The 25,817-nt window shown below is 62.7% G+C and carries 22 protein-coding genes; 17 read left to right on the top strand and 5 right to left on the bottom strand.

The features are described 5' to 3' along the window. The first annotated feature begins 4 nt into the window (after window positions 1-4). From LB559_RS25940 to LB559_RS25960, 5 genes are all read left to right on the top strand, one after another. On the top strand, window positions 5-547 hold the full coding sequence (locus LB559_RS25940; protein WP_224675289.1) for a hypothetical protein: 543 nt from the start codon (window positions 5-7) through the stop codon (window positions 545-547). A gap of 181 nt (window positions 548-728) precedes the next feature. After that, window positions 729-1,892, top strand: a complete 1,164-nt coding sequence (locus LB559_RS25945; protein WP_224675290.1) for a glycosyltransferase 87 family protein — start codon at window positions 729-731, stop codon at window positions 1,890-1,892. Then, a complete protein-coding gene (locus LB559_RS25950; RefSeq protein WP_064995601.1) occupies window positions 1,885-2,874 on the top strand; it encodes a glycosyltransferase family 2 protein in 990 nt (329 codons plus the stop codon). Before LB559_RS25945 ends, LB559_RS25950 begins: the two co-directional genes overlap by 8 nt. Next, entirely contained in the window at window positions 2,871-3,680 is an 810-nt protein-coding gene (locus LB559_RS25955; RefSeq protein WP_224675291.1) for a ChbG/HpnK family deacetylase, read from the top strand. The genes LB559_RS25950 and LB559_RS25955 overlap by 4 nt, the downstream gene beginning before the upstream one ends. Beyond that, the gene (locus LB559_RS25960) at window positions 3,677-4,087 is read left to right on the top strand and encodes a GtrA family protein (RefSeq protein ID WP_224675292.1); all 411 of its coding nucleotides are present in this window, start codon (window positions 3,677-3,679) and stop codon (window positions 4,085-4,087) included. The genes LB559_RS25955 and LB559_RS25960 overlap by 4 nt, the downstream gene beginning before the upstream one ends. A gap of 64 nt (window positions 4,088-4,151) precedes the next feature. Here the strand turns inward: LB559_RS25960 and LB559_RS25965 are convergent, their stop codons facing one another. The 3 genes from LB559_RS25965 to LB559_RS25975 form a co-directional block, all read right to left on the bottom strand. After that, window positions 4,152-7,283 (bottom strand): efflux RND transporter permease subunit, encoded by a 3,132-nt coding sequence (locus LB559_RS25965; RefSeq protein WP_224675293.1) that lies wholly within the window; start codon window positions 7,281-7,283, stop codon window positions 4,152-4,154. After that, on the bottom strand, window positions 7,280-8,440 hold the full coding sequence (locus LB559_RS25970; RefSeq protein WP_013529678.1) for an efflux RND transporter periplasmic adaptor subunit: 1,161 nt from the start codon (window positions 8,438-8,440) through the stop codon (window positions 7,280-7,282). Before LB559_RS25970 ends, LB559_RS25965 begins: the two co-directional genes overlap by 4 nt. Window positions 8,441-8,633: 193 nt before the next feature. Next, window positions 8,634-9,461: a MurR/RpiR family transcriptional regulator gene (locus LB559_RS25975; RefSeq protein WP_013529679.1), complete on the bottom strand. Its 828-nt coding sequence runs from the start codon at window positions 9,459-9,461 to the stop codon at window positions 8,634-8,636. A gap of 144 nt (window positions 9,462-9,605) precedes the next feature. On the opposite strand from LB559_RS25975, the gene LB559_RS25980 reads away from it, so the two are divergent. The 12 genes from LB559_RS25980 to LB559_RS26035 all read left to right on the top strand — a co-directional run bounded on the left by LB559_RS25980 (window position 9,606) and on the right by LB559_RS26035 (window position 24,113). Then, on the top strand, window positions 9,606-10,424 hold the full coding sequence (locus LB559_RS25980) for an N-formylglutamate amidohydrolase (protein ID WP_224675294.1): 819 nt from the start codon (window positions 9,606-9,608) through the stop codon (window positions 10,422-10,424). A gap of 44 nt (window positions 10,425-10,468) precedes the next feature. Next, complete coding sequence (locus LB559_RS25985) at window positions 10,469-12,025, top strand: amino acid permease (protein ID WP_013529681.1); 1,557 nt, start codon at window positions 10,469-10,471, stop codon at window positions 12,023-12,025. An 87-nt stretch (window positions 12,026-12,112) separates the two neighbouring features. Then, window positions 12,113-13,483, top strand: coding sequence for a glutamine synthetase family protein (locus LB559_RS25990; RefSeq protein ID WP_224675295.1), 1,371 nt, complete (start codon window positions 12,113-12,115; stop codon window positions 13,481-13,483). A gap of 127 nt (window positions 13,484-13,610) precedes the next feature. Then, window positions 13,611-14,999, top strand: coding sequence for an aldehyde dehydrogenase family protein (locus LB559_RS25995; RefSeq protein WP_224675296.1), 1,389 nt, complete (start codon window positions 13,611-13,613; stop codon window positions 14,997-14,999). Window positions 15,000-15,016: 17 nt separating this feature from the next. Beyond that, complete coding sequence (locus LB559_RS26000; RefSeq protein WP_224675297.1) at window positions 15,017-16,189, top strand: iron-containing alcohol dehydrogenase; 1,173 nt, start codon at window positions 15,017-15,019, stop codon at window positions 16,187-16,189. A gap of 242 nt (window positions 16,190-16,431) precedes the next feature. Next, a complete protein-coding gene (locus tag LB559_RS26005; protein WP_013529685.1) occupies window positions 16,432-17,538 on the top strand; it encodes an ABC transporter substrate-binding protein in 1,107 nt (368 codons plus the stop codon). Window positions 17,539-17,725: 187 nt separating this feature from the next. Beyond that, window positions 17,726-18,520 (top strand): ABC transporter permease, encoded by a 795-nt coding sequence (locus tag LB559_RS26010; RefSeq protein WP_224621361.1) that lies wholly within the window; start codon window positions 17,726-17,728, stop codon window positions 18,518-18,520. Continuing rightward, the gene (locus LB559_RS26015) at window positions 18,517-19,308 is read left to right on the top strand and encodes an ABC transporter permease (protein WP_013529687.1); all 792 of its coding nucleotides are present in this window, start codon (window positions 18,517-18,519) and stop codon (window positions 19,306-19,308) included. Before LB559_RS26010 ends, LB559_RS26015 begins: the two co-directional genes overlap by 4 nt. A 16-nt stretch (window positions 19,309-19,324) precedes the next feature. Beyond that, entirely contained in the window at window positions 19,325-20,389 is a 1,065-nt protein-coding gene (locus LB559_RS26020; protein ID WP_013529688.1) for an ABC transporter ATP-binding protein, read from the top strand. 262 nt (window positions 20,390-20,651) lie between these two features. Then, entirely contained in the window at window positions 20,652-22,202 is a 1,551-nt protein-coding gene (locus tag LB559_RS26025) for a cation:proton antiporter (RefSeq protein WP_013529689.1), read from the top strand. A 166-nt stretch (window positions 22,203-22,368) separates the two neighbouring features. After that, window positions 22,369-23,271, top strand: coding sequence for an endonuclease/exonuclease/phosphatase family protein (locus LB559_RS26030; RefSeq protein ID WP_224675298.1), 903 nt, complete (start codon window positions 22,369-22,371; stop codon window positions 23,269-23,271). Further along, window positions 23,268-24,113, top strand: coding sequence for an EamA family transporter (locus LB559_RS26035; RefSeq protein ID WP_224675299.1), 846 nt, complete (start codon window positions 23,268-23,270; stop codon window positions 24,111-24,113). Before LB559_RS26030 ends, LB559_RS26035 begins: the two co-directional genes overlap by 4 nt. Window positions 24,114-24,121: 8 nt before the next feature. Here the strand turns inward: LB559_RS26035 and LB559_RS26040 are convergent, their stop codons facing one another. After that, window positions 24,122-25,357, bottom strand: coding sequence for an MFS transporter (locus tag LB559_RS26040; RefSeq protein ID WP_411970117.1), 1,236 nt, complete (start codon window positions 25,355-25,357; stop codon window positions 24,122-24,124). 146 nt (window positions 25,358-25,503) lie between these two features. Further along, the gene (locus tag LB559_RS26045; protein ID WP_224675301.1) at window positions 25,504-25,812 is read right to left on the bottom strand and encodes a Dabb family protein; all 309 of its coding nucleotides are present in this window, start codon (window positions 25,810-25,812) and stop codon (window positions 25,504-25,506) included. Between the last annotated feature and the right edge of the window lie 5 nt (window positions 25,813-25,817).

The raw sequence follows: 25,817 nt of genomic DNA on the forward strand, positions 1-25,817 counted from the left end.
GAAAATGGCTGGCGAGCGAAGTCCAGTTACTGCAAAAAAGGGGCTGCTTGTGAGAAAATGGTGGTTTGTCCCGATTGTCCTCATGTCGATGGCCAGTACCATTGGTGCACAGGCTGCCGAAAAGTTCCCGCCGTTTTGGCGCAAGGCGATGACGAACGATCCCAGTACGAATTACTTTCTCAAGAAATATTCGGCCCCGCTGGATGATCCTGCCGGGACCGCGGTCAGGAATATCATGCTGGCGCGGGTCGTCGGCGCCGAATGTCAGGCCTCCAGACTCAACAAGGCCAAGATCAAAGCCTATCGCGACAGGATGATCGGGCCGCTCACGCCTGAGCAACTCAAAACAGCTGCATTTGAAGGTGGCAGTGCGTTGCGCAGTTTCAACTACCAGGATCTCGCTCACCTCTGTGCCGGCATCGACTATCAGTTCGGGCCGAAAGGCGTGCTGATTCCGGGGGCTGTTCTTGCTGGTAAGGGCGAGCCGAAATATCCCTTTGATCCGCGCAACCCCTATTTTCGTTTGCCCGAATTCACTGGCGATTAGTCAGGTCGCCAGCCTCGGACGGCAGCCATGAAGGTGGGAACGCATATTCGAGGCGAAGGAGGTGCGGCCCTGACGTTCGTCAGCCCCCTATGCCACGCCGCTTCGTCCGTGATATGCCGCCGCCATCGAATGCCGGGACAGGCTGGACTGATCCAGTTCCGGGATTGTGTGGAGCGCCTTGATGACGATTTCCAAGCCGGTTTTCGACCGTTTGGGGTTTGGCCTGTGGATCGGAGCGTTCCTGGTCGTTCTTGCCCTGGTCCTGTGGTCGCCGCACACGCGGACGGTATGGCAGGCCTATATCGACGGCAGCGAGGCGCTTCAGGCCGGTCTGCCGCTCTACGACACCCAGTCCGAGATGGGGTATCTCTACGCGCCGGCCTTTGCCGCGCTCTACACTCCAATAGTCAAGCTCGGTCCGCATCTGGGCGGCTTGGTTTGGCATTCCATTGGCTTTGCGGTGCTGACCTACGCCGCGATGCGGCAGGTGCGCAAGCTCGGCGGCGGCGAACTGGCATGGCTGCTTTCTTTCGGTCTTTTCCTCGCTTTGCCGATGGCGGTGGGGGCGATCCGCAACGGCCAGGCGACGATCCTTTTGACCGGCGCTTGCTGGCTTCTCACCCTGTCGGCGCTGGAAGGGCGGCGGGCGGAGACGTTCTTCTGGGCTTCGCTTGCCATCATCGCCAAGCCGACCGCGATCATAATGCTGTTGTTGGTAGGAGCCCTTCGGCTCCGGTTGATACCGGTGCTGGTGCTGGCGCTGCTGTTCGTGCTGGCACTGCCTTACGCTTTTGCTCCCGCCGGCTATCTCAACGATCAGTATCGTGTCTTCATCCAGATGCTGACCTCCATGGCCGTCGACAACACCAGCCATTTCGTGCCCACCGATTTCACGGCACCGTTCACCACGATAGGACTGCCGATACCGGAAATCGGCGCAACGATCGTGCGCATGGTCATGGCCCTGTTTACGCTTTCTGCCGTCATCTGGTTCGACCGCAGGCTCGAACAGGGAAAGGCGGCGCTGGCGATCTTCCTGACAGCCACTTTCTACATGTGCGTCTTCAACCCGCGCGTCGAGCCAAACACCTTTGCCATGATCGCGGTACCAGCCGGTCTTGCCATCGCCCTGTTGTGGCGCGAAGAACGGGGCGGCGTCCTTGCCTCGGTGCTGTCGACGACGCTGTTCGTGACCGGGTTGAGCGGCGTCGAGCGCCATGTGCACGATTTCCTCTTCCCCTGGTTCCGGCCGGTCGCCGTCACTTTTATCGCCGGTTCGCTGATCTGGTGGTTCTGGGCCAAGGCACGGGAAAAGGTGGTGAATGCGGGAGTCGCGAATGGTTGAGTTGCGGCCGAGCCTCGATATTGTCGCACCGTTCTTCAACGAGGCGGCATCGGCATCGGCCTTCGCGTGCCTGCTGGGCGAGCTCGAAGTGGCCGTGGCACAACGCTTCGGCATGACCGTACACAAGATCCTCGTCGATGACGGCAGTCGTGACGATGGCGCCGTGCGGTTTTCGCAAGCGCTGACGGGGTCGTGGGAGATCGTGCGCCTCAGCCGCAATTTCGGCAAGGAAGTCGCGGTGCTCGCCGGCCTCGACCAGTCGCGCGGCGACATGGTGCTGATCATGGACGCCGACCTCCAGCATTCCCTGGACATCAGCCTGAAGCTGATCGCCGAGCTGGTGGACCATCCGGACATCGACGTCGTCTATGCGCAGAACGACCGCCGCGAGGCGAGCTGGCGGCGCAGCCAGCTTGCACGGCTTTTCTACAGCCTGATCAACTCGAGCCAGCGTTTCGACATTCCCGAAAATGCCGGCGACTTTCGCGTCATGCGCGGCGCCGTGGCGCGCGCGCTGACCAGCCTGCGCGACAAGCGGCGCTTCAACAAGGGCCTGTTTGCCTGGGCCGGCTTTCGCCAGAAGGCGTTGCCCTATTCGCCGGAAGGCCGCGCCAGCGGCACGTCGAAATGGAGCCGGCTCAACCTGATCGCCTTCTCGCTCGAAGGTTTTACTTCCTTTTCCGTCATTCCCTTGCGTCTCATCAGCCTCAGCGGGCTGCTCGCGGCGTTGGCCGGTGCGCTCTATGGCGCCAAGGTGCTCTTCGAGGTGATCTTCTACGGCATTGCCGTCCCGGGCTACCCCAGCCTGCTGGTTGCCGTCGTCCTGCTCGGCGGCCTCAACCTGACCTTGCTTGGCCTGATCGGCGAATACGTCTGGGTCACGCTCAGCGAGAGCAAGGATCGCCCGGTCTATCTCGTGCGCGACGTCGTGCGCAGCGTGGCCCCCGCCGATCGGCCGGAGCCGGGCACTTCGAACAGATGACGCGGCGCATCCGCCTGATCGCCGACGATTACGGCCTGGCGCCCGGCGTTTCCGCCGCGATTCTCGACCTGCTCGATCGCGGCCGCCTGACCGGCACCAGCTGCATGACCGGCTTTCCGGAATGGGAAGCGGAGGCAGAGCGCATAAAACCGCTGTGCGGCCGGGCCGCGGTCGGGCTGCATCTCACCTTGACCGACCAGCCGGCGGTCACCGGCCGGTCGAGCCTGGCGCCGGAAGGCCGGCTGCCACCGCTCCGCGCACTGGCCTTGCCTGTTCTGCGCGGCCGCATCGACGAGCGCCATGTTCATGCCGAGCTTGACGCCCAGTACAGCCGCTTCGTCGAGGCGCTTGGCCGCCGCCCCGATTTCGTCGACGGGCATCAGCATGTGCATTTCCTTCCCGTCGTGCGCACATGGCTGCGCGCGCGGTTTCCAGAAGGCGCCGACAGGCCGGCCCTACGCGGCGGCCCGGCGCTGGCCGCAGGGTCGAAGGTCGCCGCGATTGCCGCGCTCGCTGCCGGGTTCAACCGTTCGATGCAGCGCGCCGGCTTCATCGTTTTCCAGCCGCTCGCCGGCATCTATGACTGGCGGCAGCCCGAAAAATTCACTGCGGTTCTGCAGGCCGCCGTCGAAGGGTTGCCGGAACAAGGGCTGTTCATGTGCCATCCCGGCCATGTCGACGAGACGCTGCGCGCGCGCGACACGATGCAAGGTGTGCGCGAGGTCGAATTCGCGGCCCTGGCATCGGACGCGTTCGGAGCCAGCCTGGCCCGCGCCAATGTCGCAATCATGGATGGCAGGGGATGAACGACGCCGAGCGGGCCCCGCGTTCGACCGGCAACAAGATCGTCCGCTTTGCCATTGTCGGACTGGCCAACACAGCCATCGACCTTGCCAGCTTCTTCCTGCTGCTCAAGCTCGGTGCTTCGCCGCTGCCGGCCAACGTTGCTGCCTGGTTCATCGCCGTCACCTTTTCCTTCGCGGCGAACGGCTTCTGGTCGTTCGAGCGCAATCGAGCCATCCGGCTGCGTGACGCATTCCTTCGCTTCGCCTCGCTTGGAGGGCTGATTTCGCTCGGCGTCTCCAGCCTCTCCATCGCGCTGTTTGCCGGCATCGCCGGAGTGTGGCCGGCAAAGATCGCCGGTGTCGTGGTGGCGGCGGTGCTGAATTTCCTCGCCGCGCGCTGGTCGATCGAAGGCCGATTCTTGAGATAGGCGGAACTATTTTTCTTACGAAATTCCGGACGGAAAACCGCTACACACTTTTCCCTGGATTTCTTTACTCCGCCGGTTCCACATTGGTGTAGGCGGCTTCCTCCAACTCGCGCTTCAGTCGCGCTTCCTCATGGGTCTTCGGCGTGACGAAGCGGCCAAGCAAGAGATAGGCGACCGGCGTCAGGAACAGCGTCGAGACGGTGGCCAGCCCCAGGCCGCCGACGATGACCCAGCCGAGCGCGACGCGCGCCTCGGCCCCGGCGCCGCTCGCCAGCACCAGCGGCAAGCCGCCGAGCACGGTGCAGATCATCGTCATCATCACCGGCCGCACGCGGATGATCGAGGCCTGCTCGATCGCTTCGCGCACGCCAAGCCCGCGATCGCGCAGCTGGTTGGCGAATTCGACGATCAGGATGCCGTTCTTGGCCATGACGCCAACCAAAAGCACCAGGCCGATCTGGCTGTAGGCGTTGAGACTGGTGCCCGAGAGCAGCAGCGCGAAAATCGCGCAGGCCAGTCCGAGCGGCACCGTCGCCATGATGATGACGGCACTGACGAAACTTTCGAACTGGGCGGCCAGCACCAAAAGGATGATGACCAGCGCGAAGCCGAAAATGGTGATCATGGCGCTGTTGGTTTCGCCCAGCGTCGCCGCCTCGGCCAGAGGCAGGATGCGGCTGCCCGCAGGCAGCAGCGGCGTGGCGATCTCCTCGGCGCGGGTGAGCGCGTCGCCAAGTGCGAAGTCGCCACTGAGGTTGGAGGTGATGGCCACCGAGGGCTGCTGCTGTTCGCGCGACAGTGATGGCGGTACGGCACGTTCGGTCAGGGTGGCGATGGTCGACATCGGCACGAAACGTCCGTCTGATGTTTTCAGGAAGATGTTTTCCAGATCCGTCGGATCGTTGATCGGATTGGTGGTCGAGACCAGCTTCACGCCGTAGCTGCGGTCGGCGATGTAGACGTCGACGACATCGTTGCCGTCGAGCATGGCCTGCAAGGTGTTGGCCAGTCCTGATATGTCGATGCCGAGGTCGGAGGCGCGCTCGCGGTCGATGGCCACGGCGAGCTGCGGTTGCGTCGGGTCGATGGACAGGCGCGGTGTCTGGAAGCGCGCGTCCTTCTGCATCTCGGCGATGATCTTCACGGCTGCGTCGCCGAGCGCCTTGCGGTCGTTGCCGACCAGCGCGAACTGCAGGCCGTTGCCGGCGCCACGGATGCCGAGGCTGTTGGGCTGTACCGGGAAGATGCGCACGCTCGGCACCTGCCTGGTCAACTGTCTGATCTCGGCCATGATCTCCTGCTGGCTGCGGCTGCGCTCGTTCCACGGCGCCAACGTCATCACCATGAAGCCGGAATTGTAGGAGCCGTTCTGGCCGGCATTCTCGAAGGTCGAGCGGATCTCGCCGGAATCGCGCATCGGCTGGATCAGTCTCTCGATCTTCTGCATCTGCTGCGTCGTATAGTCGAGGCTGACGCCTTGCGGGGCGCTGATGCGCAGAAGCACGGCGGCGCGGTCCTCGGTCGGCGTCAGCTCCTGGCGGATGGTGCCGAACAGCGTGAAGGCGGTGCCGGCAAACAGCACCGCGACCAGAAGCACGATCCATGGCGCGTCGAGGCAGGCGTGTAGGCCGCGCTTGTAGGCCGTACTGAGCGCGCCGCCGATGCGGGCGCCGATGCCATGGCCCCCTTCGTGGTGGAGCGATGCGCTGGTCAGCATGCGCGAGGCGAGCATCGGGCACAGCGTCAGCGCCACAACGCAGGACAATAGCACCGACATGGCAAGCACGAAGCCGAATTCGCGGAACAGGCCGCCGGTCTGGCCGGGCAGGAACGAAATCGGCACGAAGACGGCGACCAGCGTCAAGGTGGTGGCAATGACGGCGAAAAACACTTCCTGCGCGCCAAGCACGGCGGCGGCGCGGGGCCCCATGCCTTCATTGCGTCGTCGCACGATGTTTTCGAGCACGACGATGGCGTCGTCGACGACCAGTCCCGTCGCCAGCACCAGAGCGAGCAGGGTCAGGATGTTGACCGAGAAGCCGGCCAGATAGATGGCAGCGATGGTGCCGATCATGGCGACCGGCATCGACAGGCCGGGGATCAGCGTCGCGCGCCAGTCGAGGAGAAACACATAGATGACGATCAGCACCATAGTCACGGACAGGCCGAGTGCGATCTCGACCTCGTGCACCGCGCCCTTGACGAAGACGGCGTCGTCGCTGGTGATCTTGATCGACATGCCCTTGGGCAGGTTTTCCTGCAGCTTGGCGACGGCGGCCTGGACACCGGTCGAGATGTCCAGCGTGTTCGATTCCGCCTGGCGGATGATGCCGATGCCGATGCCGGTCTTGCCGTCCGAGCGCAGCGTGGTCTGGCCGACGTCGGGACCGAGCGTGACGGTGGCGACGTCGCGGATGCGCGTCGTGCCGCCGACAATGATGTTTTCGAACTCTTCCGGCGTGGTCACGTCGGCAGTCGTGCGGACGATCAGGTCCTGGTTGGTCGTGGTGATCGAACCGGCAGGGGAATCGAAAGCGACCGAGGCAAGGGCGGCCCTGAGATCGGCAACCGTGAAGCCGAGGCTGGCCAGCTTGTTCTGGTCGACATCGATGCGAAAGATCTTGTCGCGGTCGCCATAGACCTGGACGTCGGCAACGCCGGGCACGGCGGCAAGCTCGTCCTCGATCTGGTCCTGGACCACCACGGTCATGTCCTGGATCGACATGTTGTCCGAGGTCACCGCCAGTCGCATCACCGCGTCGGAATTGGCGTCGGCCTTGACGATGCGCGGCGGATCGGCGGTGTCGGGCATCTGATTGGCGACGCGGCCGACAGCATCACGCACGTCCGAGGCGGCGACATTCAGATCGACGCCGTCGTTGAACTCGATGGTGACGCGGCTCGAGCCGAACGAGGAAGACGACGAGATCGACTTGACGCCTGAGACGCGGGCGACGGCGCCCTCGATCGTGTCGGTCAGTTCGCGGTCGACGGTCTCGGCCGCCGCGCCCTCGAAGGTGGTGGAAACAGTGACGACCGCGCGGTCGACATCAGGCAGTTCGCGGATCTCGACGCCGTAGAAAGCGGCCAGGCCGGCGACCGCAATCAGTGTGTTGAGCACGAAGGCCATGACCGGCCTGCGGATGAACAGGGCGGTGAAGCCGGTCTCGCTGGCGGTGTTGATGGTTCCGGTCATGAGCCTGCGGCGGCGTCCGCGGCGCGCTGCTCTTCGCCGGCAAGGCGAACCGCGCCGCCCTCGCTGACGCTCTGGGTGCCTTCTGTGACCACCATGTCGCCATTGTCGATCTCGGCGTCGATCAGCACGGTCTCGGTGTTGCGCTGGATGATGCGCACCGGGACCCGCCTGGCCTTGCCATCCTCGATCTGCCAGACATAGGCGCCGTCCGACCCCCACAGGATCGCCAGCGGGCTGACAGCCGGATAGGTTTGCCCCGGAAATTTCATGGTGATGCCGAACGACATGCCGGCGCGCAGCGAATCGGCCGGGTTGGCGATCTTGGCCTTGACCAGCAGGGTGCGACTCTTTTCATCGATGTGGTTGTCGATGGCCGAAACGGTGCCGCTATAGGCGTTGCTGGGATTGGCGATCGGCGTCGCCGTCAATTGCGCACCGACCTTGACGGCGGCGGCGAAGCGCTCGGGCACCAGGAAATCGACCAGGATCGAGGACCGGTCGTCGAGCGTGGCGATGGCCGACTGGTTGGTGACGTAATTGCCGGCCGAGATCGGCAGGATGCCGACGGTGCCGGCGATCGGCGCCAGGATCGACCGGCGCTGCAGTGCAAGTTCCGCGTCCTGAAGCGCCAGCTTGGCGCCCGCCAGCACCACCTCGGCGTCAGCCACGGCTACCGGGGTCGCGGCATTGGAGGCACGCAGCGACTTGACGCGGTCGAGCTTGGACTGAGCGTCCTGCAAGGCGAGCTTGGCACGGTCCTGAGAGATCACTTCGGTCTCGGAATCGAGGGTGGCGAGGATCTGTCCCTTTTCGACATGGCTGCCGGACTCGACCAGCAGTTCGGCGAGGCGGCCGGAGCTGTAAGGATTGACGGTCACCGAGGCGTTGGCACGGCCGGTGCCGATCGCCTGCAGGCGGTCGTTGATAACAGCCGAAGTGGCCGCCAAGGCGACCACGTTCACCCGCTGATTGCCGTTGCGGCCGTTTGCCTGCCTCGCGTTGGCGGCACCGGTTTCAGCCGGGGGCGTTGCCGCGTAAGCCCAGTCGATGCCCCAACGTGCCAGCACGTCCGGTGCGCCGGGATAAAAGCGCAGCCAGGCGGCTGCCGCCACCACCAGCACCATGAGTGCAAAAAGTATCTGTTTCCAGGCGGCCATCAGCACTCCGGTTGGTAAAACAATCCTTCCGTCTACCGGTTTCCCGAAATGAAGCAGACGCAGCGAGGCTATTGTAAGGCAAAGAAGCCGTCTCGATATCGCGTCTTTATGACAATTCTCCGGGGGCTGCGCACATTAAATATATGTAACGTTTGAGAAAATATGCGTAACGCTTCGGATCATCGCATATGCACTAACGCAGACTTTCCATCTCGCGAATGCGTTTGGCGCCTTCTGCTTCCAGTTGCCTGGTGACGGCGCCGATCAGCGTTTCGGCGACGACGAAAAGGGCCGCCGATGAATCCCATGCCGACGGCACCGCGGTTCGTCCGGCGATGACATGGCGAGCAAGGCGGGCGATCGGCGACAGCCACTGGTCGGTGAACAGCACGATCTGCACGCCACGCTGATGCGCCTTCTCGGCGAAGCGGAGGAGGCTGTCCTGGTAGCGCCTGATGTCGAAGATGACCAGCACGTCGCGCTTGCCCATGTCGATCAGCCGGTCACGCCACATGCTTTCCTGCCCGGCGAGGTGAAAGACATCCGGCTGGATGATGGCGAGGTGGGCGGCCATGTAGCGCGCCAGCGGATCGGTGAAGCGGCCGCCGATCAGGAAGGTCTTGCCGCGCCGGTCCGCCAACCGGGCGGCGATGTCGGCAAGCTGCTTGTCGGACAGGTGCCTGAATGTCTCGCGCATATTGTCGAGCGTCGCTTCCAGCATCGGCGACACGGTCCCGCCGCCGGGCGAGGGCGGATTGAGCGTCCTTGTCGCCGGCGATTGCAGTTGCGCCGCCAGTTCGTCCTGCAGGCTCGACTGGAACTCCGGATAGTTCTGAAAGCCCAACCGGGCGACGAAACGCAGGATCGTCGGCGAGGAAACGCCGGCTGCGGCCGAGAATTCAGCGACCGTTTTCAAGCCGATCATCGGGTAGAAGGCAATCAGTGTCTGGGCCGCGCGCCGTTCGCTGGCCGGCATCGTGCCGATGCGGTCGGCGATCAGTTCGGCAATGTTGGAAATCATCTTTTCCCCACCCCTGGCTCGGTCGATGGTCTTTTCCGAAATCGCATTTGACAAAGCCGGACAAACTGTATGAAATCATCCACAGGGACGCAATGAGGCAAAATACGTAACATACGATACAGCGCTCCCCGGGGACGGCAGAGTATGGAGAAAGCACGGCTCGCCAGCCTTGCATCGTCTGATACCGTAAGGGTGACGAACCCCGGCGGATCAAGCCCTTTCGTGCTGACCTGCGATCACGCCTCGAACTTCCTGCCCGCCGAATTCGGCACGCTCGGCCTTGCTGTCGAGGACCTGTCGCGCCACATCGCCTGGGATCCCGGCGCGCTGCCGGTTGCCCGCCGCATGGCGCAGGCGCTCGACGCGACGCTGGTCGAAACCCGCATTTCGCGCCTTGTCATCGACTGCAACCGGCCGCTTGACGCGCCCGACCTGGTGCCGCCGGTCAGTGAGACAACGGCCATACCGGGCAATGCCGGCCTGTCGGAAAGTGAGCGTGCCGCGCGTGTCGCGCTTTCGTGGCGCCCTTTCCACGATACGATTGCGGATATCATCAGCCACAGGCTGTCACACGGTCAGGAAACGCGGCTGGTTTCGGTCCATTCCTTCACGCCGGTATACAAGGGCCGCAACCGGCCCTGGCATATCGGCATCATCCATGACGAGGATCGCCGGCTGGCGGCGCCGCTGATATCGGCGCTGAAGCGGCTTTCCGGTGTCACCGTCGGGGTCAACGAGCCGTATTCACCTGATGACCGAGTCTATTTCACGCTGGAACGGCATGCGCGCTCGCGCGGACTGCCCTGCGCGATGATCGAAATCCGCAATGACGAAATCGCCGGCGAGACCGGGCAGCGGAAATGGGCGGATCTGCTCACGGGCATTTTTTCGGATCTGGAGCCAGAGGAGGCCGGACACACCAGATCGCATTCAGTCGGAAAGTCAGTTCAATCGGCTAGCTAGGGCGGGATCTCATCCCGACCCGAAAACCAACAGGGGACACTAAAATGGCAGCACCGGGTTATACTGAAGTTGACAAGGCGGAGGACGTAAAGCACCTCCACAGCATGGGCTATGCCCAGGAATTGGAGCGGCGCCTCAGTCGCTTTTCGAACTTCGCCGTTTCCTTCTCCATCATCTGCATCCTGTCGGGCGGCATCAATTCGCTGGCCCAGGCCACCTCCGGCGCCGGCGGCATCGGCATCGGCATCGGCTGGCTGGTCGGCTGCTTCGTTTCGCTGACCTTCGCGGTCGCCATGTCGCAGATCAGCTCGGCCTATCCGACGGCCGGCGGCCTCTATCACTGGGGTTCGATCCTCGGCAACCGCGGCACCGGCTGGGTCACCGCATGGCTCAATCTGCTCGGCCTGATCACCGTGCTCGGCGCCATCAATGTCGGCACCTGGACGTTTTTCATCGGCGCTTTCGGGCCGACGCTCGGAATCGAAGGCACGCTGACAAACCAGATGATCTTTCTGATCATCATCACCGGCGCGCAGGCGCTGATCAACCATCTCGGCATCAAGCTGACGGCGAAGCTGACCGATTTCTCGGGCTATCTCATCTTCTTCGGCTCGATCCTGATCGCCATCGTCTGCCTGGCTTCCGCTGAGACCTGGGATTTCAGCCGTCTCTTCACCTTCAAGAACTATTCCGGGGACGCAGGCGCCGGCGTGTGGCCATCCGTCTCGAATGCCTGGGTGTTCGCGCTCGGCCTGTTGCTGCCGATCTACACGATCACCGGTTATGACGCTTCCGCGCACACCTCGGAGGAAACCATCAAGGCGGCTTCTTCCGTGCCGCGCGCCATGGTCATGTCGGTGATCTGGTCGGCCGTTTTCGGCTATCTGTTCCTGGCCGCCTTCGTGCTGATGATCCCGAACATGGACGATGCCGCCAAGCAGGGCTGGAACGTGTTCTTCTGGGCCTTCGACCAGCGCGTAAGCCCCGGCATCAAGGAGTTCGTCTACCTCGTCGTGTTCGTCGCACAGCTGCTGTGCGGCCTTGCCACGGTGACGTCTGCCTCGCGCATGATCTTCGCCTTCTCGCGTGACGGCGGCCTGCCGGGTTCGGCGGCACTCGCCAAGGTCAGCCCGACCTACCGCACGCCGGTGGCGGCGATCTGGACGGCTTCGATCCTGTCGGTGCTGTTCGTCTGGGGTTCGACGCTGGTTTCGGTCGCAGGCACTTCGGCCTATACCATCGTGGTTTCCTGCACCGTCATCTTCCTGTTCCTCTCCTTCACCGTGCCGATCGTGCTCGGCATGCTCGCCTGGGGCACGCCGAAGTGGGACAAGATGGGTCCCTGGAACATGGGGCGCGGCGTGTTCATGCTGTTCGCCTTCCTGTCGATCGTCTCAATGATCCTGATCTTCATCATCGGCATCCAGCCGCCGAACGATTGGGCGCTCTACATCACCGTCGGCTTCTTCATCCTGACGGCAGTCGTCTGGTTCGGCTTCGAGAAGCGCCGCTTCCAGGGGCCGCCGCTCGGCGACATCATTGCGGCGCGTCAGGCGGCCATCAAGGCGGCCGAACAGGCAGTCGGCGAAACCGGCCACTGACCTCGACCATCATGGCCATGGCCGGCATCGTGCCGGCCATGGTTTCGTTCAACTCATTCAAAGCCCAAGCGCTGGAGTGCCAAAGGAATGGCCGGAAATTTCTCGTTCGATCAGTTGAAGAAAGCGGTCTCCAGCGGTGAGATCGACACCGTGCTGGCCTGCATCGTCGACATGCAGGGACGGCTGGCGGGAAAACGCTTCCTGGCGCAGTACTTCGTCGATTCCGCGCATGACGAAACGCATGGATGCAATTATCTGCTGGCCGCCGACATCGATATGGAGCCGGTGCCGGGCTACAAGGCGGCGAGTTGGTCGAAGGGCTATGGCGATTTCGTCATGAAGCCGGATCTCGCCACGCTGCGGCGCATTCCCTGGCTGGAAAAGACCGCGCTCGTGATCTGCGACGTGCTCGACCACCACACGCATGACGACCTGCCGCATTCGCCGCGCGCCATCTTGAAGAAGCAGGTCAAGCGGCTGAGCGAGCGCGGCTATATCGGCTATTTCGCATCCGAGCTCGAATTCTATCTGTTCAACGAGACCTACGATTCGGCCCGCAAGAAGCACTGGCAAGTTCTCGACACCGCATCGCCCTATATCGGCGACTACCAGATCGGCATCACCACCAAGGAAGAAGGCGTCATGCGCCGGCTTCGCAACGAAATGGAAGCGGCCGGCATTCCGATCGAGAATTCCAAGGGCGAGTGGGGTCCTGGCCAGGAAGAGATCAATGTGCGCTATGCCGAGGCGCTCGACATGGCCGACCGCCACGTCATCCTGAAGAACGGCGCCAAGGAAATCGCCGAGTCCGAGGGCAAGGCGATTTCGTTCATGTCCAAGTATAATTACGGGCTCGCCGGCAATTCCAGCCACATCCACAATTCGCTGTGGAGCGCCGACGGCAAGACACCGCTGTTCTTCGACAAAAAGGCCGACTGGACGCTGTCGACACTCGGCCAGCAATGGGCCGCCGGCCAGCTCAAATACGCCAAGGAATTCACCTGGTTCCTGGCGCCCTATATCAACTCCTACAAGCGCTTCCAGGCCGGCACCTTCGCGCCGACCAAGATCATGTGGAGCGAGGACAACCGCACCGCAGGCTTCCGCCTGTGCGGCGAGGGCACCAAGGGCATCCGCATGGAATGCCGCATCGGTGGCGCCGACCTCAACCCGTATCTTGCTTTCGCAGCCCTGATCGCCGCCGGCCTTGCCGGCATCGACGAAAAGCTGGAATTGCAGAAGCCGTTCGTCGGCGATGCCTATCAGGCATCTCGCCTGCCGGAGATTCCGAAGACGCTGCGCGATGCCACCGACACGCTGGCGAAGTCGAAGATGCTCAAGCAGGCGCTCGGCGAGGATGTGCTCGAACACTATGTCCACACCGCAAAGTGGGAGCAGTTCGAATACGACCGCCGGATTACGGATTGGGAACTGCACAGAGGGTTCGAGCGGTATTAGGTATCGACGGTTCGTCGGCGCCCCCCCTTCACTCTTAGCCTCTCCCCGTGGGGAGAGGCTGTCGGCAGGCAGATGAGGGGCAGCGTCAGGCCACACGATTTTGTTGTAGAATACGAGGACTTACAAAATGACCGAGACGGTCAAACTCATTACCCCCGTCGATGGCTCGATCTATTCCGAGCGGCCGATTGCTACAGACCAGGCGATCAACGCCGCAGTGGAACGCGCCAAGGCGGCGCAAGAGAAGTGGGCTGAGACACCTATCGTCGAGCGCGGCAAGTACATGTTGGCTATGCTGGAAGCGCTGGTCGCGATGACCGACGAGATCGTGCCGGAAATCGCCTGGCAGATGGGGCGGCCCGTGCGCTATGGCGGCGAATTCGGCGGCGTCAGGGAACGCACCAACTACATGGTCGAGATCGCCGAGCAGGCGCTCAAGTCGGTGCCGGCCTCCAACCCCAAGGACGGTTTCCGCCGCTATGTGAAGAAAGACCCGCTCGGCGTCGTGATGGTGATCGCGCCGTGGAATTATCCCTATCTGACCGCCGTCAACACCATCGTGCCGGCGCTGATGGCCGGCAACACCGTGATCCTGAAGCATGCGGCGCAGACGCTGCTGGTCGGCGAGCGCTTTCAACAGGCTTTCGACAAGATCGGCCTGCCCAAGGGCGTGTTCCAGAATGTCGTGCTGAACCACGCCCAGACCGAAAGGCTGCTCGGCTCGGGCAAGATCGACCACGTCAATTTCACCGGTTCGGTCGGCGGCGGCCGCGCCATCGAAAAGGCGGCGGCGGGCACCTTCATGACGCTCGGCCTCGAGCTTGGCGGCAAGGATCCGGCCTATGTGCTGCCCGATGCCAAGATGGACCATGCGGTCGCCAATCTGGTCGACGGCGCCTTCTACAATTCCGGCCAGTGCTGCTGCGGCATCGAACGCGTTTATGTGCACGAGAAGGTCTATGACGAATTCGTCGAAGGCTTCATCGCCGAGACAAAGAACTATGTCGTCGGCAATCCGCTCGATCAGGCGACGACGATGGGACCGATGGCGCAGGCGCGCTTTGCTGACCTGATCCGTGAACAGAAGGCGGAAGCGCTGCGCAAGGGTGCCAAGGCGCACATCAACATGAAGGTGGCTAACGACAAGGCTGGTTCGCCTTATCTGGCACCTGAGGTGCTGACAGAAGTCGATCATCAGATGAGCGTCATGCGCGAGGAAAGCTTTGGCCCGATCGTCGGCATCATGAAGGTGCGCAACGACGAAGAGGCGATCGCGCTGATGAACGACAGTCCCTACGGGCTGACCGCTTCGATCTGGACGCGCGATACCGAGCATGCCGTGGCGATCGGCAACCGCGTCGAGACCGGCACGGTGTTCATGAACCGCTGCGACTACCTCGACCCCGCCTTGGTCTGGACCGGCGTCAAGGACACCGGCAAGGGTGCGGGCTTGTCGGCCATCGGCTACGACAATCTGACCCGGCCGAAATCATTCCATCTGCGCGAAGCCATCTGATTTATTGAAAGACAAAAATGTCCAAGCTGATCTCCAAATGGAACTACCCCACCACCGTCCGCTTCGGCGCCGGCCGCATCAAGGAATTGCCTGAGGTGCTGGCGGCCACCGGCATCAAGCGGCCGTTGTTCGTCACCGACCCTGGACTGGCGAAACTGCCGGTCGTTGCCTCGACGCTGAAGATACTCGACGACGCCAAGGTTCCCTACGGCGTCTTCTCCGAGGTCAGGCCTAACCCGGTCGAGTCCAATCTGACCGCCGGCATCGCCGTGTTCAAGAAGGGCAAGCATGACGGCGTCATCGCCTTCGGCGGCGGTTCGGCGCTCGATCTCGGCAAGCTGATCGCCTTCCAGGCCGGGCAGGTCAGGCCGGTATGGGATTTCGAGGATGTCGACGACTGGTGGACGCGCGCCAATTCGGACGCCATCGCGCCGATCATCGCCGTGCCCACCACCGCCGGGACCGGATCGGAAGTTGGCCGCGCCGGCGTTATCACCAATGAGGCGACGCACACCAAGAAGGTCATCTTCCATCCGAAACTTTTGCCAGCAATCGTTGTTGCCGACCCGGAGCTGTCGGTCGGCATGCCCGGCTTCATCACCGCCGGCACCGGCATGGATGCGCTCGCCCACTGTCTCGAGGCCTATTGCGCGCCGGGCTATCATCCGATGGCCGACGGCATCGCCGTCGAAGGTGTGAGGCTGGTCTTCGAGAACCTGCCGAAGGCCTATGCCAACGGCAGGGATCTCGTCGCGCGCGCCCACATGATGAGCGCCGCCGCCATGGGCGCCACTGCCTTCCAGAAGGGGCTCGGCGCCATCCATTCGCTGTCGCATCCGGTCGGTGCGCTCTATGACACCCATCACGGCATGACCAATGCGGTGTTCATGCCCTATGTGCTCGCCTTCAACCGTGACTCCATCGAGGAGCGTATCGGCCGGCTCGCCGCCTATTGCGGCATCAAGGGCGGCTTCGACGGGTTCGCCAAGGCGATTATCAAGCTGCGCAAGGAATTGAAGGTGCCGCATGCGCTGCCGGGCCTTATCAAGGGGCTCGACATGGACAAGAAACGCAAGGCGCTGATCGCCGACATGGCGGTGGTCGATCCGACCGCCGGCGGTAACCCGGTCAAGCTGACCAAGAAGGCGGCGCTGACCTTGCTCGAAAACGCCATTGCCGGCACGGTCTGAGGCGTTTTCCGCGCCGCAAAGTGATCTGAAAAGGGGCTATGAAAACAAGGGGGAGGATGACGGGCAAGGCACAAACTAGTTAGCCGGAAAAAGAATCGCGGAGCGATTGCTACATCAGGTTAAAAAGAGTTTACTTTTTCGCACTGCGAGCAGCCGCTTTCACAAAGCTTTCATCTGGCTGTCACATGAAAACGATACCGCATCGCAGGCGTCCAACGGCGTCAGTTCAACGGAGAGAACACATGTTCAAGTTCACGGGGAAAGTGCTTTCCCTTTCGGCCGCGGCGCTTTTCGCGTCGACGGTGATTTCGTCCGCGGATTCGCTGGACGATCTCGTCAAGGCTGCCAAGGCGGAAGGCCAGCTCACCACCATCGCGCTGCCGCATGACTGGTGCGGCTATGGCGATGTCATCGCAGGTTTCAAGGCGAAGTATCCGGAAATCACCGTCAACGAACTCAACCCCGACGCCGGCTCCGGCGACGAGGTCGAGGCGATCAAGGCCAACAAGGACAACAAGGGCCCGCAGGCGCCCGACGTCATCGACGTCGGCCTGTCCTTCGGCCCGACCGCCAAGGCCGATGGCCTGATCCAGCCTTACAAGGTGTCGACTTGGGACTCGATCCCCGACAGCGCCAAGGATGCCGACGGCTTCTGGTACGGCGACTATTACGGCGTTCTGTCGTTCATGGTGAACAAGGACCTGATCAAGGAATCGCCCACCGACTGGGCCGACCTCTTGAAGCCGGAATTCGCCAACGCGGTCGCTCTTGCCGGCGATCCGCGCGTTTCAAACCAGGCCATCCAGGCTGTCTACGCCGCCGGCCTTTCCGGTGGCGCCGCAGCCGGTGAAGCTGCCGGCACTGCTGGCCTAGACTTCTTCAAGAAGCTCAACGCCGCCGGCAATTTCGTTCCGGTCGTAGGCAAGCCGGCAACGCTTGCCCAGGGTCAGACCCCGATCCTGATCAACTGGGACTACAACGCGCTCGCCGGCCGCGACACGCTGAAGGGCAACCCGCCCGTCGACGTCATCGTGCCGAAGACCGGCGTCGTCGCCGGCGTCTACGTGCAGGCGATCAGCGCCTACGCGCCGCATCCGAATGCAGCCAAGCTGTGGATGGAATACCTCTACTCCGACGAAGGCCAGATCGGCTGGCTGAAGGGCTATTGCCACCCGATCCGCTTCAACGATCTCGCCAAGAACGGCAAGATCCCGGCGGACGTGCTGGCCAAGCTGCCGCCGGCGGAATCCTATGCCTCGGCCGCGTTCCCGTCGCTCGACGAGCAGGCTAAGGCCAAGGAAGCTATCAGCAAGAACTGGGACGCCACTGTCGGCGCCAACGTCAAGTAAGACTTGAAATCCACCGGGCGGCCGCGAGGCCGCCCGGTCCTTCCTCGAAGACGGTAGCCGGCGCATGACCGATCTCTCGCTTTCAAATCAGGCATTCGCCACCAAGCCGGTGCCGCCGAAGGAGGCGACCGCCTTCCGCTTGCCAACGCAATGGATCGGCGTGGCGCCGTTCTTCATCTTTGCCCTAATGTTCTTGATCCTGCCCACGCTCTATCTCGTCGTGGGAGCCTTCCGGAACGGTGAAGGCGGGTTCACGCTCGACAATATTCTGCAGCTGGTCAGCGATCCGTCGATCAGCAATTCCTACTGGTCTTCGATCAAGATCAGTTTCTGGTCGGCCATCATCGGGGCGTTTGCCGGGCTCGCCATCGCGATCGCGATCGTGCGCGGCGGACTGCCAAGCTGGACGCGCTCCGCGACCCTGACGTTTTCGGGCGTCGCCTCGAATTTTGCCGGCTTGCCGCTCGCCTTCGCGTTCCTGGCTACGCTCGGCCGTGTCGGTATCGTCACGACGCTTCTGCGTGACGTGCTCAACATCAACATTTACGCGATGGGCTTCAATTTTCTCACCACAACGGGCCTGATCGCGGTCTATCTGTTCTTTCAGATTCCCCTGATGGTGGTCATCATCGTGCCAGCCATCGATGGCTTGAAGAAGGAGTGGGGCGAGGCTGCGGCCACGCTCGGTGCCACGCAGGCGCAGTACTGGCGCATGGTTGTCATCCCTGTGATATGGCCGAGTTTTCTCGGTACGGTCATCCTGTTGTTTGCGAACGCCTTCGGCGCCATCGCCACCGCTTATGCGTTTGCCGGTCCGACGCTTAATATCGTTCCGATCAAGCTCTACTCGCAGATGAATGGCGACGTGCTGCACAACCCGCAACTCGCTTATGCCATAGCCTTTGGCATGATCGTCATCACCGGGCTTGCGAATGTCTTCTACATCTGGTTTCGGACTCGGTCCGAAAGGTGGCTCAAATGAAGTCGGGTAAGTTCTGGGCCTGGGTCGTCTTTGTTGTCGGGGCTGCCTATTTCTTTATTCCGTTGATGGCGACGGTCGAGTTCTCGCTGCGCATGCGGCGCGGCGTCCACTCCTTCGACGCCTATCAAGTCGTGCTGGGAGACGCGCGCTTCCAGTCAACTTTCCTCTTTTCAGTCATCGCTGCGCTCTGCACCATTATCCTGGGGGTGCTGATCGTGGTGCCGGCGGCATACTGGATCCGGCTGCGTCTGCCTCAGCTCAGGCCAATCGTCGAATTCATCACCCTTTTGCCGCTGGTCATTCCGGCAATCGTCATCGTCTTCGGCTATATCAGGATGTACGGCTCGAACTCGCCGCTGCCATTCTTGGCAAGCAATTGGGGTGCGAACGCGTTGCTTGTCATTGGCTATACGACGCTGTCTCTGCCTTACATGTATCGGGCCGTTGACACCGGTCTGCGCACCATCGATGTGCGTACGCTGACCGAAGCCGCGCAAATTCTGGGTGCGGGCTGGGGCACCATCATCACCCGCGTCATCCTGCCCAATGTGCTGATCGCGGTGCTGTCCGGCGCATTCCTGACTTTCGCCATCGTCATTGGCGAGTTTACAATGGCCAGCCTGCTCAGCCGTCCGGCTTTCGGCCCGTATCTGCAGAACATCGGCGCCAACCGTGCATACGAGCCCGCAGCCCTTGCAGTGATCGCCTTCGCCATCACCTGGGGCTGCATGTCGCTGATCCAGATCCTGTCCCGCTTCGCGCCGAAATCGGCGAACCGCCCAAATTGATCGAGAGAACCACGCCATGGCCGACCCATTCCTCTCCATCCAGCACGTTCGAAAATCCTTCGGCGCCACCACGGTGGTGGAGGATTTCAATCTCGACGTAGAGCGCGGCGAATTCGTCTCCTTCCTCGGGCCATCCGGCTGCGGCAAGACGACGGTGTTGCGCATGGTTGCCGGTTTCGAGGAGCCGAGCGCGGGCACGATCGTCGTCAGCGGCAAGGACATTACGAGACTGAAGCCCAACCAGCGCAATGTCGGCATGGTGTTCCAGGCCTATGCGCTGTTCCCGAACCTGACCGTGGCGCAGAATATCGGCTTCGGCTTGAAGGTCGCCGGCATGCCGAGGGCGGACATCGATGCCCGCGTCGCCGAGATGCTCGGCATCATCAAGCTGCCGCAGATGGCGGATCGCTATCCCTACCAGCTCTCGGGCGGCCAGCAGCAGCGCATCGCGCTAGCCCGCGCCATCGCGCCGAAGCCAAAGCTGCTGCTGCTCGACGAGCCGCTGTCGGCGCTCGACGCCAAGGTGCGCGTGTCGCTGCGCGAGGAAATCCGGTCGATCCAGAAGAAGCTCGGCATCACCACCATCTTCGTCACGCACGACCAGGAAGAGGCGCTGTCGATCTCGGACCGCATCGCCGTCATGTATGGCGGCAAGGCCGAGCAGGTCGGCACGCCATTCGAGATCTACAACCGGCCGGCAACCAAGTTCGTCGCCAATTTCGTCGGCACGCTGAATGTGCTGGAAGGCACCGTCACCGATGCCGCCGCGGGCACGGTGCGGGTCAATTCCGAACAGGTCTCGCTCAAGGGCAAGCTCAACGGTTCCAAGTCGGGCGACACGCTGTCCCTGGCGCTGCGTCCGGAAGCCATCTCGCTTGGGCGCCAGCCCGGCCGCGACTCCAGCCTTTCCGGAGAAATCTCCGAAGTGCATTTCCTCGGATCGGTCATCCGGGTTCGTGTCGGCATCGGCGGCAACACGGTCTCGCTCGACACGTTCAACAGCCCGGCAACGCCGCCCCCCGCAGTTGGTGAGAAGGCCGAGATCTCGTTTTCTTCGAGCGATATGCTCGTGCTGCACTAGGCTGCTGCGCTTGTTTGGAATGAATGGCTGTATCCCGGTTAGCGAAGGGGCAAGGATGCTTCCGCCCGCGTGGCATGGGCTGCAGTGCAGGGAAGTCCGCGTTTAAGCGAGCCCCATATCAGATGATTTCAATGTCGGTGTGGACGGCGATTTGTCAGGAAGCAATTCGAGGTATTTTCTGCCGGCTCGAGCTTGCCGGGCAATCAACAATTTCCAGCCGCTTTGCCGCTGCCAGAATCTCGCTTCCCGGCTATAAGAGGCCATGGTTCTTTTCGAACTGACACTCGTTCTGCTGTTGATCGCCGTTGCGCTGACGGCGCTGTCGCGGCGCGTGCAGGTTCCTTATCCCTCTTTGCTGGCGCTGGCAGGGGTGGCCATCGCCTTCGTGCCTGGCGTGCCGACCATCGAGATCGACCCGGAACTGGCGCTTGCCCTGTTCATCGCGCCGGTACTGCTCGACGCCGCCTATGACACGTCGCTGCGCGATCTCAACCGCTACAAGGTGCCGCTTGTGCTGCTGGCGCTTGGTGCCGTCCTTTTCACGACAGCGACGGTGGCGCTGGCCGGCTGGGCGATGGCAGGTCTGCCGATTGCCGCGGCCATAGCGCTTGGCGCCATCGTGGCGCCGCCCGATGCGGTTGCGGCATCGGCCGTGCTTGGCCAGTTCAAGGTGCCGCATCGCATCACTGCCATTCTGCAAGGCGAGAGCCTGCTTAACGACGCCACCGCGCTGCTGATTTACCGAATGGCGATTTCTGCGGCAGCAGGCTCCATTCTGCTGAGCAGCGCCGTTCCGATGATCCTGCTGTCCACGCTCGGCAGTCTTGCGGCCGGCTATCTGCTTGGCCGGTTGTCTCTGATGACGCTGGGCCGGATCGAGGACCCGGCGAGCGGCACTGTGGTGCAATTTGCCGGCACGTTCGGAGTCTGGATCCTGGCCGACAGGATCGGACTGTCGGCCATCATCACCATAGTCGTCTATGCCATGACGATCGCCCGCACCGCGCCGCGCCGCATGCCGGCCAGAAACCGCATCAGCTCTTATTCCGTCTGGGAAACGGCGGTCTTCGTGCTCAATGTTCTGGCTTTCGTGCTGATGGGCCTGCAGGCGCGTACGATCGTCGGCCGGCTTGCCGGGCAGGGGCAGACCGATGCGTTCGTCCTGGCCGGGACCGTGCTCGCCATCGTCATCGTCTCACGCTTCGTCTGGGTTCTGGGGTGCGGCGCGATCATCAGGTGGTTTGACCGTTTCGGCGTGGCTGATCGTCAGCGTGACGCTCCGTCGTTTCGTGGCGGCGTGCTGATCGGCTGGTGCGGGATGCGCGGTTTGGTGACGCTTGCGGCGGCATTCGCCCTGCCGGCTGAATTCCCGGCCCGCGACCCGATCGTGCTCGCTGCCTTCACGGTCGTCCTCGGCACGCTGGTGCTGCAAGGCATGAGCCTGAAGCCGCTGCTGCGCCTTTTGAATCTCAACCCTGACGAAACGGTCGACCGCGAGGTTGCGCAGGCGCGCGTTGTGGTCATGCAGGCGGCGCTCGACATATTGAGCGGCAAGACATCGGACGCTGCGGCCGCGGTGCGCGAGCAATATGCCGCTCAACGCAAGATCGCCAAAAACCCCGACGATGCCCAGGCCGCGACCGAATATGACCGCTTGCGTCTTTATGCGATCAAGAGCCAGCGCGACGCGCTGGAGGAATTGCGCCGCAACGAGACGATTGGCGACGAAGCCTATCATCGCCTTGAGGAAGAGATCGACTGGACCGAACTGGCCGCGTCGCCACCCGGCCGGTTCCAGCCGCTGAATACTTGAGGCATCGCACGCCGTTTTCCGGCGCACGGAAGATACCGAAGTGCTTCGGGATCGGTGCATGATCCCGGTCAGGGGCAAGGCTGGTCCAAGCCACGTCCATTCTCCTGCACATTGCAACCGCGGCATCGAACCGCTACTGCCAACACGAAATTGAGCCGGATAAGCAATGAAGCTGGTCAGCTACAACATCCAGTACGGGTTCGGCAGCGACGGGCGCTACGATCTTTCGCGCGCCGCGCGCATCGTTGCCGGCGCCGACGTCATTGCACTGCAGGAAGTCGAGCGTCACTGGCAACGCAGCAATTTCGACGATCAGCCGGAACTGCTTTCCAGCCTGCTGCCCGACTATCACTGGGTCTATGGCCCGGCCTTCGACATGGACGCCAGCGAGCGGCATGACGGCCGCCTGGTCAACCGGCGCCGCCAGTTCGGCACCATGGTGCTGTCGAAACTGCCGATCGTCTGGTCGCGGCTGCATGCGCTGCCGATGCGCCGCACGCTGCGGCCGCTCAACACCCGCAATGCGGCACTTGAATGCATGATCCGCACGCCGGCAGGGCCGGTGCGGGTGTTGTCGCTGCATCTCGCCCATATCGCGGCCGAGGAGCGGCTGGAGCAGATCGACTATCTCCTGGCCGAGCATCGCCGGGCACCGTCCGACGGCGGGCCGTGGAGCGGCGTCGACGACGAGCCCACGCGCAACTGGACCAGCGGCGAAGCGGAGCCGGAAAACCCGCTGGCGGCGATCTGGATGGGCGATTTCAACATGGAGCCGGGCAGCGTCGAATATCGCCACATCGTCGGCAGCACGCCCTACCATCGGGGTGCCGCCTATCTCAGCGGTTTCGTCGATGCCGCCGCCGTTGCCGGGGAGCCGGTTCCGGACTTCCATACCCATGTGAAGACCATCGACGGCAGATTGGCAAAGCGCCGGCTCGACCATTGCTTCGTCGGCGGCATGTTCGCCGGGCGGGTGCGTTCGATCGGTGCCGATATCGGCGAGGTTGCGTCGGATCATTTTCCGTTGCGGGTCGACATCGACCTGGAAACGCCCGGCATTGCCACATGACGCTTTTCGTTTTTTTCGCAGTGCTTGCCGCCGCTGCCATGCACGCGATCTGGAATGCGCTGGTCAAGGTCCATCTCGACCGCTTCCTGTCGATCACGCTGATGACGCTCGGCATGGGCGCGGCGGCACTCGTGGTGCTGCCCTTCGTCGAAGTGCCGAAGGCGGAGGTGTGGCCCTACATCATCGCCTCCGTCATTTTCCACATGGGCTACCGCACCTTCCTGATCGGCGCCTACAAGGCCGGCGATTTCGCCCAGACCTATCCGCTGGCGCGGGGCACCGCACCTCTGCTCTCGGCCTTTGGCGGCATGTTCGTCGTTGCCGAGATTCCCGGCCCGTTCGCCATGCTCGGCATCTTCCTGTTGTCGGCCGGCACGCTGGTGATGTCGTTTCGTGGCGGCGCACATCTGGAAAAACTCAATCTGCGCGCGGTTGGCTTCGCACTGGGCACTTCCATCTTCATTGCCAGTTACACGCTGTCCGACGGCAGCGGCGCACGGCTGGCGGCAACCGCGCAGAGCTATGCAGCCTGGCTGTTCACCTGCGATGCTTTTGGCGCCTTGGTGCTGTGCCTCATCTTCCGCGGGCCGAAGGCGCTGCCGGTGTTGGCGCGCGACTGGAAGGCAGGGCTGTTCACGGGCGTGCTCAGCGGCGCCGCCTACTGGATCGTCATGTGGGCGATGACCAAGGCGCCGATCGCCTCCGTGGCCTCGCTGCGCGAAACCTCGATCCTGTTTGCCATGATGATCTCGGTCTTCGCTCTCGGCGAAAAAATGACCGGCTGGCGCGGTGCCGCCGCGCTCAGCATCGTCGCCGGTGTCGTTGCGCTCAGGCTCGGCTGATTTCGACCCTAATTGAGTACGGTCATCAACTGGCCACGTCGTTCCGGACTGAAACGTATGACGACGATGATGCAGATGGCGACCACGCCTGCGAACAGCGCCAGGGCATAGCCATAGCTGCCTCCGGCGCTTTCCGCGATTCCTGCCTGATAGGGGCCGCCATAGGACGCGGCGAGATTGCCCGCCTGATAGATAAAGCCGGGCAAGGTCGCCCGCACCGCCCCGGGCGAAAGCTCGTTGAGGTGCACGGGGATGACGCCCCAGGCGCCCTGGACCGCGACCTGCATGACGAAGGCGCCGATGGCGAGCATGAACGGCGTGGTCGAGTAGGCCCATAGCGGGATCGACGGCAAGGCGATCAGGCAGGCCAGCGTGATGGCGTTGACGCGGCCGATCTTTTCGGACAGCGCGCCGAATGCCAGGCCGCCGACGATGGCGCCGATATTGGCGACGATGGTGATCCAGCTCACCGTATGCGGATCGAAGCCGTGCTGCTTCTTCAGGAAGGTCGGGTAGAGGTCCTGCGTGCCATGACTGAAGAAATTGAAGAACATCATCAGCACGACGGCATAGAGCGCGACACCCCAGTGTTTCTGCAGGGTTTCCCACATGCCCGGTCGAGCCGTCTTCTGCGCTTCGACGAAGGCCGGCGATTCCGGCACATGCGAGCGGATGAAGAGCACAATCAGCGCCGGCACGAAGCTGAGCAGGAACATGGCGCGCCAGCCGATCGTGTAGCCGCCGATCGTCTGCTGATAGAGCAGGCCATAGACCACCGCCGCCAGCAGATAGCCGGCCGGATAGCCGCATTGCAGGATGCCGGAGACCATGCCGCGTGCGCTCGGCGGAATGGATTCCATGGCCAGCGAACTGCCAAGCCCCCATTCGCCGCCCATGGCGATGCCGAACAGCGCGCGCAGGGCGAGGAAGATGCCGAGATTGGGCGAGAAGGCGGCCAGCGCGCCGATCACCGAATAGCTCACGATGTTGAGCATGAGGATCGGCTTGCGCCCGTATTTGTCGGCAAGCATGCCGAAGAAGAACGCGCCGATGAAGCGTGTGGCCAAGGTCAGGAACAGCGCCTTGGAGACCGCGGGCACGTCGGCGTGGAATTCGGTCGCGATATCGGTGAACAGGAATGTCAGAAGGAAGAAATCGAAAGCATCGAGCGTCCAGCCCAGGAACGAGGCGAGGACGGTCTTCTTCTGCTGCGAATTAAGGGGCAAATCTTCCTCCTCCACCATCATCGATGTGAGGAATTATCAGCCAGTTCAGGGAAGACCGGTGGTCACTTTTTCGCGCGGCTCATTTGATCGAACGCCCGCTGAGGTGCAATGAGGAGCGACCGGCGCCATCTGTCGATGAACTCGATCGTGGCTTGATGGTGAGTCTAGATTTCGAGATCAAACACCATCAGCCCGTCCGTGCCGCCTTCCAGGGCAGCGACCAGGCGTGCGCCGGCGCGCTGGTGCGCTTCATGCGCAAGATAGGCATCGCGCGCGGCAGCATCGCGGAAGTCGATGGTGAAGCCATGGGTGAAGCCGCGTGCGAACGGCTCCGGGCTGACATTGGCGCTGAATTTTACGGCGTCCATGCCGTCGATAACCTGTCGCAGCGCTTCGAGATCGGCATGGATCGCCGTGCGTTCGGCGGCGTCGACATCATTGCGAAATCTAGCGAAAACACAGTGCTTGATCATGTCTT

This window comes from Mesorhizobium sp. BR1-1-3 (genome assembly GCF_020165455.1).
Lineage (GTDB): Bacteria > Pseudomonadota > Alphaproteobacteria > Rhizobiales > Rhizobiaceae > Mesorhizobium > Mesorhizobium ciceri.

What these genes read in the sequence shown, in the direction of transcription:
- LB559_RS25950 (WP_064995601.1), top strand. Translation starts at nt 1,885, where the DNA reads ATGGTTGAGTTGCGGCCGAGCCTCGATATTGTCGCACCGTTCTTCAAC.
- LB559_RS25955 (WP_224675291.1), top strand. Translation starts at nt 2,871, where the DNA reads ATGACGCGGCGCATCCGCCTGATCGCCGACGATTACGGCCTGGCGCCC.
- LB559_RS26045 (WP_224675301.1), bottom strand. Translation starts at nt 25,812, where the DNA reads ATGATCAAGCACTGTGTTTTCGCTAGATTTCGCAATGATGTCGACGCC.
- LB559_RS25985 (WP_013529681.1), top strand. Translation starts at nt 10,469, where the DNA reads ATGGCAGCACCGGGTTATACTGAAGTTGACAAGGCGGAGGACGTAAAG.
- LB559_RS26040 (WP_411970117.1), bottom strand. Translation starts at nt 25,357, where the DNA reads ATGGTGGAGGAGGAAGATTTGCCCCTTAATTCGCAGCAGAAGAAGACC.
- LB559_RS25995 (WP_224675296.1), top strand. Translation starts at nt 13,611, where the DNA reads ATGACCGAGACGGTCAAACTCATTACCCCCGTCGATGGCTCGATCTAT.
- LB559_RS25975 (WP_013529679.1), bottom strand. Translation starts at nt 9,461, where the DNA reads ATGATTTCCAACATTGCCGAACTGATCGCCGACCGCATCGGCACGATG.
- LB559_RS26000 (WP_224675297.1), top strand. Translation starts at nt 15,017, where the DNA reads ATGTCCAAGCTGATCTCCAAATGGAACTACCCCACCACCGTCCGCTTC.
- LB559_RS26015 (WP_013529687.1), top strand. Translation starts at nt 18,517, where the DNA reads ATGAAGTCGGGTAAGTTCTGGGCCTGGGTCGTCTTTGTTGTCGGGGCT.
- LB559_RS25990 (WP_224675295.1), top strand. Translation starts at nt 12,113, where the DNA reads ATGGCCGGAAATTTCTCGTTCGATCAGTTGAAGAAAGCGGTCTCCAGC.
- LB559_RS25965 (WP_224675293.1), bottom strand. Translation starts at nt 7,283, where the DNA reads ATGACCGGAACCATCAACACCGCCAGCGAGACCGGCTTCACCGCCCTG.
- LB559_RS25960 (WP_224675292.1), top strand. Translation starts at nt 3,677, where the DNA reads ATGAACGACGCCGAGCGGGCCCCGCGTTCGACCGGCAACAAGATCGTC.
- LB559_RS25945 (WP_224675290.1), top strand. Translation starts at nt 729, where the DNA reads ATGACGATTTCCAAGCCGGTTTTCGACCGTTTGGGGTTTGGCCTGTGG.
- LB559_RS25940 (WP_224675289.1), top strand. Translation starts at nt 5, where the DNA reads ATGGCTGGCGAGCGAAGTCCAGTTACTGCAAAAAAGGGGCTGCTTGTG.
- LB559_RS25980 (WP_224675294.1), top strand. Translation starts at nt 9,606, where the DNA reads ATGGAGAAAGCACGGCTCGCCAGCCTTGCATCGTCTGATACCGTAAGG.
- LB559_RS26020 (WP_013529688.1), top strand. Translation starts at nt 19,325, where the DNA reads ATGGCCGACCCATTCCTCTCCATCCAGCACGTTCGAAAATCCTTCGGC.
- LB559_RS26010 (WP_224621361.1), top strand. Translation starts at nt 17,726, where the DNA reads ATGTTCTTGATCCTGCCCACGCTCTATCTCGTCGTGGGAGCCTTCCGG.
- LB559_RS25970 (WP_013529678.1), bottom strand. Translation starts at nt 8,440, where the DNA reads ATGGCCGCCTGGAAACAGATACTTTTTGCACTCATGGTGCTGGTGGTG.
- LB559_RS26030 (WP_224675298.1), top strand. Translation starts at nt 22,369, where the DNA reads ATGAAGCTGGTCAGCTACAACATCCAGTACGGGTTCGGCAGCGACGGG.
- LB559_RS26035 (WP_224675299.1), top strand. Translation starts at nt 23,268, where the DNA reads ATGACGCTTTTCGTTTTTTTCGCAGTGCTTGCCGCCGCTGCCATGCAC.
- LB559_RS26025 (WP_013529689.1), top strand. Translation starts at nt 20,652, where the DNA reads ATGGTTCTTTTCGAACTGACACTCGTTCTGCTGTTGATCGCCGTTGCG.
- LB559_RS26005 (WP_013529685.1), top strand. Translation starts at nt 16,432, where the DNA reads ATGTTCAAGTTCACGGGGAAAGTGCTTTCCCTTTCGGCCGCGGCGCTT.